Origin of the sequence: Bacteroides sp. CAG:633 (assembly GCF_000435115.1) — a bacterium.
Lineage (GTDB): Bacteria > Bacteroidota > Bacteroidia > Bacteroidales > Bacteroidaceae > Bacteroides > Bacteroides ndongoniae.
The window spans coordinates 4,175-16,060 of the sequence record NZ_FR883013.1 but is presented as its reverse complement, the minus strand read 5'-3'; the positions used below and the strand labels follow the sequence as shown (position 1 = coordinate 16,060).

Below are 11,886 nucleotides of genomic sequence, written 5' to 3'. Positions count from 1 at the left end.
GGCCACGATGTTGACCACGTTTTGCGTGATGGCGATAAACATGGGCGTGCGCGAGTTCTGCATGCCGATGAACCAGCCCGTCAGTCCGTACAGCCCCAGCATGGCGGGAGCTCCCCAAATGCAGATGTGAAAATAGACGGTAGCCATCCGGCGTACTTCGTCGGTGGGCTGTATCAGCAGGAAAGCCGCCTGACGGATGGGCACTTGCAGGGCGATGAGCACCGCTGCCACCGCCATGCCGATGCCTACGGAGCGGAGCAGGATGCGAACCACTTCGGGCAGGTCGCGCCGTCCCAGTGCCTGCGAGGTCATGCCGCTGCTGCCCATACGCAGGAAACCGAATATCCAGTAGATGATGTTGAACAGCATGCCGCCCACGGCAATGGCGCCGATGTAGGCCGGTGCACCGAGGTGTCCCACGATGGCTACGTCGATGAGGCCGAGCAGGGGCACGGTGATGTTGGACACGATGGACGGCAGGGCGATTTGCAGGATTTGGCGGTCTCTGGGCTTCATGAAAATTCCTCTTTTTTCTTTGGGCGGCAAAAGTACACAGAAAAAAGGAAAAAACGGACAGAAAGATTAACAATAATTCAACTTCGGTGCGTTGTTTGTTGTTATGGAAATATCTACATTTGTAGGTGGAAAATGTGTCAAAACAAAGGCATTAGAAACTCTCCTCCTTCAGGAAGGAGGAGTCCCCGAAGGGGGAGGTGGTAGGTGAAAGCATAAAGTGTTAATATACAGCGTGTCGTAAAACCTACCACCCCGCCCGTTGGGCACCCCTCCTTCCTGAAGGAGGGGAGTCAGATAGTACTATTTAGTTTTAATATTTTCTTGGATATAAATCTATCAATCTTACATCAATGAAAACCTTAACTTTGCTTCTATCTATTGTTTTGTGCTGCCCCTTGGCACTCTTTGGCCAGTCGGCCGCTGTGTTGCTGGAGAAGGTTGCCGAGGCACTTGCTTCGGGAAACGATGAGTATGCCGTCAGCCTGTTCCGTCAGTCGGCTGTAGCCGATGCCGAGCAGACGGAAATGTTCTACTGGACCCACGTCAACAAGAATGCTGCGGTGACTCCTCGTCTGGCTCAGGAGCTGGCTGTGCGTTACAAAAAAATCAGGAATTACGATAAAGCCTATCTTTTCTATCGGGAAGTGTTGCAGGCGCATCCTCAGGATGTGCCCACTCTTGTGTCGTGTGCCGAGGTACAGTTGATGCGGGGCGAGTCGGACGATGCAAAACGTATTTACGAACAAGTGATGACGCTCGATCCCGAGAACCTTCAGGCCAACATCTTTCTAGGCAATTATTTTTACCTTCAGGCCGAGCGTGCCCGAAACAAGCTGAACGAGGATTACCGCAAGATAGCTTCGCCTACGCGGATGCAGTATGCCCGTTACCGTAACAGCCTGTCGGACATCTTCTCGAACAGTTATTCCAAAGCCCGTACCTACTTGCAGAAGGTACTCCAGCTATTCCCCTCGACCGAGGCCGGAAAGACGCTGGAGAAAATCAAAAGCATCGAACTGGAAATGAACCGTTAAGCGACGGAGGAAGCGACGCTTAGGATGGCTCGCCTCCGGCCTTTTCGCGCAGCTGTTTCAGGTATTCGGACGGTATTACGCCGTACTCTTCCTTAAAGCACTGGCGGAAGTAGAACAGGTTGTTGATGCCAACCTTGGCCGCTATCTCCGAGATGGTGTATTTCCCTTCGAGCAGGAATTGCTCGGCATATTTCATTTTCATCTTGCGTACGTACTCGTTGGCCGACATACCGGTCAGCGCCTTCATCTTGCGGTACAAGGTAGAGCTGCTCATGCACATCTTGTCCGAAAGGTAGCCTACGTCTATCTTGTCCGACGACAGGCGGGCTTCTATCAGTTCGTTGATTTTATGGATAAACTCGTTGTCGAGCTTGTTGAGCGACTCCATGACAGCAGCCGACTTGCTTGGCGCCTCACCCGACTTGCTGCGGAAGTGTTCCGACAGGATGCGGCGGTTCTGAATCAGGTTCTCGATGCGGCTGTGCAGCAGGCTGGCGCTGAAGGGTTTGGTCAGGTACGAGTCGGCACCCACGGCATAGCCTTCTTCCTTGTCGTGCAGCGAGTCTTTGGCTGTAAGCAGGATGATGGGGATGTGGCTGGTGCGCACATCGCTCTTCAGGGCACGGCACATTTCGTTACCGTCCATCACGGGCATCATGATGTCGCTCACAATGATGTCGGGGATTATTTTCAGCGCAATGTCTCTTCCTTCCTTGCCGTTGGCAGCCGTACGTACGTCGAAGTGTTCGCTGAACGATTCGGCAATGTAGTCGCGGATGTCCTGGTTGTCTTCTACGACCAGCAGGATGGGACGTTCGTCGGCATTCGGTTCCGGCTCCTGTTCCGTGGTTTTCTCTGCATCGTTCTGCTGGATATCGGTGTGCAGGGCGTTGGGGTAGAAGTTATCGGTCAGCAAGCTGATGCGGAACGTGCTGCCTTGATTGAGTTTGCTTTCGACGCTGATTTCGCCTTCGTGCAGTTTGACGAGGTTCTTTACCAGTGCCAGTCCGATGCCCGTACCCGATGCCTGGTGCTTTCCACCTTCCTGATAATAGCGTTCGAAGATGTGGGGTAGGGCATCCGGATGAATGCCGTAGCCGGTATCGCTTACCCAAAGTTCGGTGTAGCAGATTCCGGTACGCTCGGCGAGACGTATTCCGATGGTGATGTTGCCCTTTTCGGTGTATTTGATGGCATTCGAGATGAGATTGTCCAATATGGACTGTATCATCTCTTTGTCGAAATACATCGTTATGTTTTCCTCCTCTATATCCAGTTTGATTTCTACATCTGGCTTTTGGTTCAGTTCTCTGTATTTCAGTCCGGTTTCGTGTACCAGTGCGGCAATGTTGCCCCGGCAGACACATAGTTTCCGGTTTTGGGTTTCGGTCTTGCGGAATTCCAGAATCTGGTTGATGAGGTTGAGCAGGCGTATGGCACTCTGATGTATGACGCTCAGTTTCTGAGCATCTTTGGCCGAAAGCGAATTGTTCTTTTGCATATCCTCCAGCGGTCCCAGTATCAGGGTGAGCGGTGTGCGCAACTCGTGAGTGATGTTGGTATAGAAACGCAGACGTTCGTTGTTCAGTTCCTGTTCATGTTGCAGGTTCTGTTTCTCCAGTTTATACAGGGTTTCTGCATCCAGCCTTTTCTTGTAGATGTAAAGCTGCACCGACAGAATGGAGATGGCCAAGGCAAAATAAATCGTTTTGGCCCACCAGGTAAGCCATAAGGGAGGGGCGATGTATATATCCAGCGTAGTCATGTTGTCGGCCCATTCCTGATTGCGCATACGTGTTCTTATCTGCAACTTGTATTTTCCGGGCGACAGGTTGCGGAAAGTCAGGTTATGGATGTCGGTCACGGTGTACCATGCATTTTCGAGTCCTTTTAACATATAGGCATACTCCACCTGGTCGGTCAGGGCATAGTTCTGAATGTTGAAGGCTACGCTGAAACTGCTTTGCCAATGTTCCAGTTCTATGCTTTTTTTGCCGTTTAGGGGTATGATGACAGGCTTGTTTTCGAAGTTTTCGCTAGGCTCGTGGATAACCAGATAATTGATGAATGCCGGTGGCGACTGACGTTTCTGTAATACCAGTTCGGGGTTGAAGTAGCACAATCCGTCTATGGAGCCGAAGTACAGGCGTCCTACCGAATCGGTTGCCGTGCAGTTACGGCTGAAGTTGCCTAGTGGCAGGTTATCGTGCTGGTCGTAATTGTACAGGGTGTCTCCATCGTTGCACAGGCAGCTGATGCCTTTGTTGGTGCTGAACCAGATATTGCCCTCTTTGTCTTCGTTGATGGCCTGAATGTGTGTATTAACCAGTCCGTCTTCGCGTCTGTATACTTTGTAATCCCGCTTTTTCAGTGAAGGGAAACACACCAGTCCGTCGCCGGTGGCAGCCCACATGCGGCCTTTACTGTCTTCGTAAAGAGCATTGAGGGTGTTCGACGGAAACTGGCCGGCTACGTTGAAAGAAGCTATGGGATTGAACGATTCGTCAAATATTGTTAGCCCGCCTCCGAAGTAGCCTACCCAAAGCTGTCCTTCCGAGTCCTTTACAATGCACCGTACCAGATCGTTTGTCGAGCCGTAGTGTGCTTTTATCTTGTGTGTATTGCGGTCAATCTGGTAAATGCCTTCGCTGGTGCTGGTCCATATATTCCCTTCTTTGTCCTCGTGGAAAGCTCTGACATCGACATGACTTTGTGCAGGCGGAAGTATCTGTTTGAAGTTGCGGATTTGTGCATCGTAGTAGAGGATGCCTCCATAAAAAAGGCCGAACCATAGTCCTCCTTTCGAATCGCACAGAGATGCCTGTATGGGTGCACCGGACAAATTCTTGTTCCGGCTGTTATAGCAATCTACCTGTTTCCCCTTTCTGAACAGGTCGATTTCGCCTTCGTCCATACCTATCCATAGATTACCTTGACGATCGGCACAGACACTTGACACAATTTTACTGGTCAGGTGGTTATCCGTGTAAGGGAAAGGAGAATACTTGTATACGGAGAATAATGGCTGGCTGCGGTTGATGAAGTTGATTCCCCCGCCGTAAGAGCCGGCCCATACATTGTTGTATGTATCTTGAAACAGGCAGCGGATGGTTGCTTTGGACAAACCATACTCGTTGTTTTCTTCTTTGATAATTGTCAGATTACTGTGATCGGGCGCATGGAACATGTGCTGTGAGAGGTCCATTATGGCAATTCCACCGAACTCCATGGCTATCCACAGCTGGTTGTCGTTCAGCTGTTTTATGTCGTGTATGCGGTGCGAAAGGTTTTTGTCTTTATCGTTGAAGCGGATGAACTTTTCTGCTTCCGGATTGAATAAGGCAAGTCCTTTTCCTGTTCCTACCCAGATGTTTCCGTTGCGGTCTCTGCATATGCTTCCTACTTCGTTGGAAGGCAAACTGTTGGCGTCGTTGGGGTCGTGGGTGAAGTTTTTGATAGTTTTCTCTTTGGTAGACAAGATACTGAATCCGTTTTCAGCATGGCCGACATAAAGGATTCCATCTTCTCCTTTCTCAATGGCCCAAATACCGTTACAGGGAAAGCCGGGTACGGTTTGCGAATTGTAGTGGGTGAATTTACCGGTCTTTTTATCCAGATATTCAATGCCGCTCCAATAGGTACTGATGAAGAGATTGCTGTCATTGGCAGCTATAATACGGGTTATGTCGTTTGTGATAAGACTTTCCGGATTGTTGGGATCGTGCTGGTAGACGGTAAAGGTGTTTTGGGCATAATTGTATGCATTCAGTCCGTTGCGTTGTGTTCCTATCCAGAGTATGGAATCCTGAGGATCGTCAAGTACACAGTTCAACTCGTTGCCGGCAAGGCTTTGTCGGCTGTTGTTTTCTTCTTTATAATAGGAAGAGAAGTTGACACCGTCAAATTGGTTCAATCCTTCTTCCGTCGCAAACCATAATACGCCCCTTTTATCTTGAGCGATGCTTACGACGTGGTTGTTGGACAATCCTTGCTTGATGCCTAGATGTTTTATAATATAAGGTTGCGCTGTTGCAGTAAGTGGCAGCAGGATACATAAGGTGAATAAGACTTTTTTCATTGTTACATGCACTTCTTGTTCAGTCAGCCAAAAATACAAATAAATTCGTTAGTTCGTGTATACGGATCGTTCATTGACCGATTTGTATTCATTCATTGCACGATTTCGAGTGTCTCATTCGTTTGCTGTAGGATATATTTGCATCCGATTTGAAGAATATGATTTATTCTTTCTTTTAACCCCGATTCATAATTAATTAAATAGTTTACCATGAAAAATGTAAATCAGTTGGCATTATTATTATTGCTGAATGCCTGTTCGGTTGCCGCTCAGGATATAACGGTAAGCGGACCGGATCAGAGGTTGCAAGTTGCTTTTGACTGTCAGACCGACGGTGGGCTTGCTTATTCGGTCGTGTACGATGGAAAAACAATGTTGGCGAATTCTCCTTTGGGACTTGAAACCAACATGGGAAGTTTTGTGAAAGGTCTGAAACTGGAGCGTCACGAGATTCATTCCATTGATACAGTCTACGAACAGTCGCGTATCAAAGCGTCGCGCATTCATTATCAAGCTAATGAACTGACTTGTCATCTGACGAATGCCGAAGGCAGGCAGATGGCTGTCACCTTTCGTGTCAGCAACAATGATGTAGCACTTCGTTATTCTTTACCTCGTCAGCACGGCACAGGAAGTGTGCGCATCATGTCCGAAGCCACCGGCTTCCATTTTCCGGAACAGACTACTACATTCTTGTGTCCGCAAAGCGATGCCATGATCGGCTGGAAGCGGACGAAACCCAGTTACGAAGAAGAATATAAAGTAGATGTACCCATGAGCGAGCGTTCGCAATATGGCCATGGATATACTTTCCCCTGTCTGTTCCGTGTGGGCGACGAAGGTTGGGTATTGGTCAGCGAAACCGGTGTGGACAGTCGCTATTGTGCCTCTCACCTTAGTGATGCCGAGAACGGCTTATACCGTATAGCGTTCCCCATGCCCGAGGAGAACAACGGCAATGGTACAGTCGAGCCGGCGTTTGCTTTACCAGGTAATACCCCTTGGCGTACGATTACTGTAGGCGAAAGCCTGAAACCTATCGTTGAAACAACTGTTCCTTGGGACGTAGTAGAACCCCGTTACACTACGAAGCAAGATTATCGCATGGGACGCAGTACGTGGAGCTGGATTTTGTGGCAGGATGACAGCTCGAACTTCGACGATCAGGTGAAATATGTCGATTTGGCTGCGGCGTTAGGATATGAGTACGTATTGGTAGACTGTTGGTGGGATAACAATATGGGATATCAGAAGATGGAAAAACTGGTGGAGTATGCCCGTAGCAAAGGAATAGGAATCTTCTTGTGGTATAGTTCCAGCGGTTATTGGAACGACATCGAACAAAGCCCTATCAACAAAATGGATAATGCCATTATCCGTAAGCAGGAGATGAGCTGGATGCAGAAGTTGGGCGTAAAAGGCATCAAAGTGGACTTCTTTGGTGGTGACAAGCAAGAAACGATGCGCTTGTACGAAGATATATTGAGCGACGCCGACGACCACGGACTGATGGTTATCTTCCACGGATGTACTTTGCCACGCGGATGGGAACGCATGTATCCCAACTATGTGGGTAGCGAAGCGGTACTGGCTTCTGAGAACCTGATTTTCAACCAACACTTCTGCGACAACGAGGCGTTTAATGCCTGCCTGCATCCGTTCATCCGCAACACGGTGGGCTGTATGGAGTTTGGCGGTACGTTCCTCAACAAACGTTTGAATCGTGGTAACGATGGTGGCACTACCCGTCGCACGACCGATGTCTTCCAACTGGCTACTGCCGTACTGTTCCAGAATCCGATCCAGAACTTTGCACTGGCTCCCAACAACCTGACCGATGCTCCGCAGCTGTGCATCGACTTTATGAAGCAGATACCTACTACGTGGGACGAAGTTCGCTTCATCGACGGTTATCCGGGCAAGTATGTCGTTCTGGCACGCCGTCATGGTGATACGTGGTACGTGGCTGGTATCAATGCCACCCAAGAGCCGTTGAAGCTGAAGGTAGACTTGCCTATGTTGTCCGGCAAAACAGTTTCTTGCTACAAGGATGACAAAAAACAGCAACCGATGTGTGAGTCACTGAAAGTAAAAGCTGATAAAAAAGTCCAGCTCGACATTCTTCCGCAAGGAGGCGTTGTCTTGGTCGGAAAATGAAGCTTATAACGCTCAGAATAGCCTACAGGGCATGTTTAGAACATATTTTGAATGATTTGTATATGTCCAAATCACGATTTCGAGTTGCTTTTTCGTGCTCTGTGGAATAATTTTGTATTCCAAAATAATATCAATTTTTATATTAACTTTAATCTATTAGCAAATGGATTCAGAACTAATGAAAAACAATCGAAAACTGGTAATGAGCCTGCTCCTTTGTGCTGGTTTCATTAGCGGTAATCCTCTTGTTGCAGTTGCTGGTTCGGGTGATCTTTCCGTACAGGGGGTCACTCAGAGTACGACAAATCCCAAGCGTACACTGCTTGGTACTGTAGTCGACGCTTCGACCGGTGAAGCGTTGATTGGTGTAAACATCCGGTTGAAAGGAACGGATACGGGAACCATTACCGATATAGATGGTAAGTTCTCTATCGAAGTTACCAGCAAATCGGAACTTTTGGTTTCTTATATTGGTTATAAATCGCAAGAACTGGTTGTTGGCGATCTGGGTGTCATGACCATTAAAATGGAGTCGGACAACGAAGTGCTGGACGAAGTTGTTGTTGTAGGACAAGGTACTCAGAAGAAAGTATCAGTTACAGGTTCTATTACTACCGTTAAGGGTGCTACTCTGAAGGCTCCGTCATCTTCACTGACCAATGCTTTGGCCGGTAAGTTGTCGGGTATCATTTCGATGACCAATAGCGGTGAGCCGGGATCTGCTTCTGAATTCTATATTCGTGGTATCAATACCTTTGGTGGTGTAGCTACTCCGCTGATTCTGTTGGACGGTGTGGAAATTTCATCAACTGACCTGAACCGTATTCCGGCGGAGTCTATCGAGAGTTTCTCCTTGTTGAAGGATGCTTCGGCTACAGCTATTTATGGTAACCGTGGTGCAAACGGTGTCATGTTGGTTACCACCAAGAAGGGTGCCGAGAATACGAAAGCTACGGTAAACGTATCTTTGGAAGCTTCTTATTTCAAGCCGATGAATGTTGTAGAATTTGCCGACGGTGCTACTTATATGCGTACTTATAACGAAGCTGCACAGGCAAGAAGTGCTACAACCATTACTTCTCCCCGTTATACGGAAGAGCAGATACAGAATACGGCCAACGGCACGAATCCGTATGTCTATCCCGATGTGGACTGGTACGACCTGTTGTTCAGGGATGGTAACTATAACCAGCGTGCCAATATCAATGTTCAGGGTGGTGGATCGCGTGTATCTTATTATTTAAGTTTACAGGCCAATCACGATACCGGTTTGCTGGATGCTCCGACTGATTATTACTACAATCCGAACATTAATAACTGGGAATATAACTTCCAGAATAATATTTCGTATAAGCTGACCAATACCACGACGGTCGACTTGCGCATGATGGCTCAGATCGGTAACCAAAAAGGTCCTAACTATTCAACTTCCGATTTGTATAAGGCTGTTATGTCTGCCAATCCCGTTTCATTCCCTGCTTATTTCCCCGGTGATGATGAGCACATCTATTTTGGTAATGCAGAAGTAAAATCGGGTGTGTATGGTACGAACCCTTATGCTTATATGATGAGTTCATTCAAGGAAACCAACTATAACACATTGAACACTTCGCTGAATTTGACTCAAGATTTGAGTTTTATTACAGAAGGTTTGAGTGTGAAGGCATTGGTGAATTTTAAGAACTGGTCTCAGTCTTATTATTCCCGTTCACTGACACCTTATTATTATAGAGTAAAAGATGGTTCTTATGATCCGGCTACAGATACTTATGACCTGGAACTGCTGCAAACAGGTACTGACTATGTTAGCCAGTCCGGAGTCACCAAATCGGCCGATCAGACATTTTACTTTGATGTTCGTGCCGACTGGAAGCGCAGCTTCGGTGAACATAACCTGTCGGCGATGTTGATGTACATGATGCGTGAATATCGTAGTGATGTATTGCCTAACCGTAATCAGGGTTATTCCGGTCGTTTGACTTACGACTATGCCAACAAGTATCTGTTTGAGTTCAACTTTGGTTACAACGGTTCCGAACGTCTGGCCGCCGGCGAGCGTTTCGAGTTCTTCCCTGCTGCTTCTATCGGTTGGGTGGCAAGTGCAGAAAAATTCTGGGAACCGATTTCTCAGTATATCAATCACTTCAAGATCAGAGCATCTTACGGTCTGGTAGGTAGTGACCAGTTTAACGGAAGTGCTCCTCACTTCTTGTACCAAAATAACATCAGCATCGGTGCCGGACATAATTTCTGGACTGGTCTGCCTACTAACGAAACTTACCGTAGTGGCCCTGCCTTCTATGTATTGGCTGTTGAAAATGCCGGTTGGGAACACGTAAAGAAGTTTGATATCGGTGTGGATATGTCAATTCTGAATCAGGTGAACATCACATTTGATTATTTCCACGACCTTCGTGACCGTATTCTGATGGCTCGTTCTTCATGGCCTAATCTGTTGGGATATTGGGGTTCGGTACCTTGGAGTAATATTGGTGAAGTAGTGAATCAAGGTGTGGAATTAAGCGTCAACTGGACCAAACAGTTCGGTAAAGACTGGACGGTAGATTTCCGTGGAAACTTCACTTATAACCAGAACGAATATAAGTATGTAGACGAACCTGAATATCCGTATGTATGGCAGACTAAGACTGGGAAACCGCTGAACGTACAGACGGGTTACATTGCCGAAGGCTTGTTCTCAAGTCAGGAGGAAATAGACAACTGGGCTGACCAGTCACAGCTGGGTGCCAACATCATGCCGGGTGATATCAAGTATCGTGACGTGAACGGCGACGGACAGATTACGACCGAAGACCAGGTGATGTTGTCGCCTTACGATGAAATCCCCCGCATTCAATACGGTTTCGGACTGAACGTTTCGTATAAGAAGTTCGATTTCGGAGTATTCTTCAACGGTTCGGCTAAACGTAAGATTATGATCAACAGTGGTTATGCTCCCTTCTTGTCGGGTGGTGGTGACGGATCGAACGTAGAAAGTCTGGAACGAAACCTGATGCAGTGGATTGCTGATGATCATTGGTCGGTAGACAACCCTAACCCGAATGCCGCTTATCCGCGTCTGGGTATCACAAGTGCCGACATCAACAACAACATTCAGCCTAGCTCTTACTGGTTGCGCAATGGTAACTTCCTGCGCTTTAAGACACTCGAAATCGGTTACCGCTTCCCGATGTGTCGTGTTTACTTCAGCGGTGATAATCTGGCTGTATTCAGTCCCTTTAAGTTGTGGGATCCTGAACTTGACTGGAACTCCTATCCGTTGCAACGTACATTTAACTTAGGTGTTCAGTTTACATTCTAAAAAAGTTGGTTTAACTTACATTGTATATAAAGATATGAAACTTCTAAAGAAAATAACCCATATAACGCAGGCTTTACTGATACCGTGTTGCCTGCTCACTTCGTGCAACTATCTGGATGTCATTCCGCCTGCACAGGCCGACTTCGACGATACGATGAAAGATGAGGCTGCTACCTTAAGCTTCCTGTACACTTGTTACGGTTATGTACCCCGCTGTCAGGTTTACGACTTCAAGGCTTACGAATTGTCGGCCGATGAAGTAATCTTCCCGAAGGATTGGGACATGTACGGTCAGCAAATGGCTTGGGGAACAATATCGCCTTCTTATTATAAAGTGTGGAGCGGCAGTCAGACTTCGGACGATTTCAACATTTGGACTCCCAGCTACAACTGGATTGGTTATGTTCATCATTTCCTCAGTCTGATTGACGAGCTGCAACCGACGGGTGTGACCGAGGAGGATAAGGCTCAGTATAAGGCTGAGTGTTACTTCCTGGAGGCTTACTACCATTTCCGTGTCTTGCAGGCTTTTGGTCCGTGTCCGATTATTCCTGAAAAAGTAGATCCGAACATTACGAACGAAGAGATTCCGGGACGTTCCCACTTCGATTATTGTGTGGATTGGATTGTTCAGAAACTGGACGATGCAGCTGCCGTACTTCCCGCCGTCCGCGAAACGGCTGACCTGGGACGTGCAACTTCTACCATCGCCAAGTGTCTGAAAGCCCGTGTACTGTTGTATGCTGCTTCTCCGTTATGGAACGGTTCATTCCCTACAC

Annotated in this window: 6 protein-coding genes; 4 read left to right on the top strand and 2 right to left on the bottom strand. The window is 47.7% G+C overall.

What is annotated here, in order from left to right; genetic code table 11:
- Positions 1-516 (bottom strand): MATE family efflux transporter (locus tag QVP67_RS03335; RefSeq protein ID WP_288179853.1); only part of this gene is annotated, 516 nt, incomplete at its 3' end.
- 350 nt (positions 517-866) lie between these two features.
- Between QVP67_RS03335 and QVP67_RS03330 the strand changes: the two genes are divergently transcribed.
- Positions 867-1,550, top strand: coding sequence for a tetratricopeptide repeat protein (locus QVP67_RS03330; RefSeq protein WP_022162140.1), 684 nt, complete (start codon positions 867-869; stop codon positions 1,548-1,550).
- A gap of 19 nt (positions 1,551-1,569) precedes the next feature.
- Here the strand turns inward: QVP67_RS03330 and QVP67_RS03325 are convergent, their stop codons facing one another.
- Positions 1,570-5,628, bottom strand: coding sequence for a hybrid sensor histidine kinase/response regulator transcription factor (locus QVP67_RS03325; protein WP_022162139.1), 4,059 nt, complete (start codon positions 5,626-5,628; stop codon positions 1,570-1,572).
- Positions 5,629-5,838: 210 nt separating this feature from the next.
- Between QVP67_RS03325 and QVP67_RS03320 the strand changes: the two genes are divergently transcribed.
- From QVP67_RS03320 to QVP67_RS03310, 3 genes are all read left to right on the top strand, one after another.
- Complete coding sequence (locus QVP67_RS03320; RefSeq protein WP_022162138.1) at positions 5,839-7,785, top strand: glycoside hydrolase family 97 protein; 1,947 nt, start codon at positions 5,839-5,841, stop codon at positions 7,783-7,785.
- A 163-nt stretch (positions 7,786-7,948) separates the two neighbouring features.
- A complete protein-coding gene (locus tag QVP67_RS03315; RefSeq protein ID WP_022162137.1) occupies positions 7,949-11,107 on the top strand; it encodes a SusC/RagA family TonB-linked outer membrane protein in 3,159 nt (1,052 codons plus the stop codon).
- Between the two features lie 34 nt (positions 11,108-11,141).
- Positions 11,142-11,886, top strand: a 745-nt coding sequence (locus tag QVP67_RS03310) for a RagB/SusD family nutrient uptake outer membrane protein (protein WP_288179852.1), incomplete at its 3' end; no start/stop codon positions are given.

Excerpts from the sequence above, each read along its gene's own strand:
- QVP67_RS03330 (WP_022162140.1), top strand. The coding sequence starts at position 867 with ATGAAAACCTTAACTTTGCTTCTATCTATTGTTTTGTGCTGCCCCTTG.
- QVP67_RS03325 (WP_022162139.1), bottom strand. The coding sequence starts at position 5,628 with ATGAAAAAAGTCTTATTCACCTTATGTATCCTGCTGCCACTTACTGCA.
- QVP67_RS03320 (WP_022162138.1), top strand. The coding sequence starts at position 5,839 with ATGAAAAATGTAAATCAGTTGGCATTATTATTATTGCTGAATGCCTGT.
- QVP67_RS03315 (WP_022162137.1), top strand. The coding sequence starts at position 7,949 with ATGGATTCAGAACTAATGAAAAACAATCGAAAACTGGTAATGAGCCTG.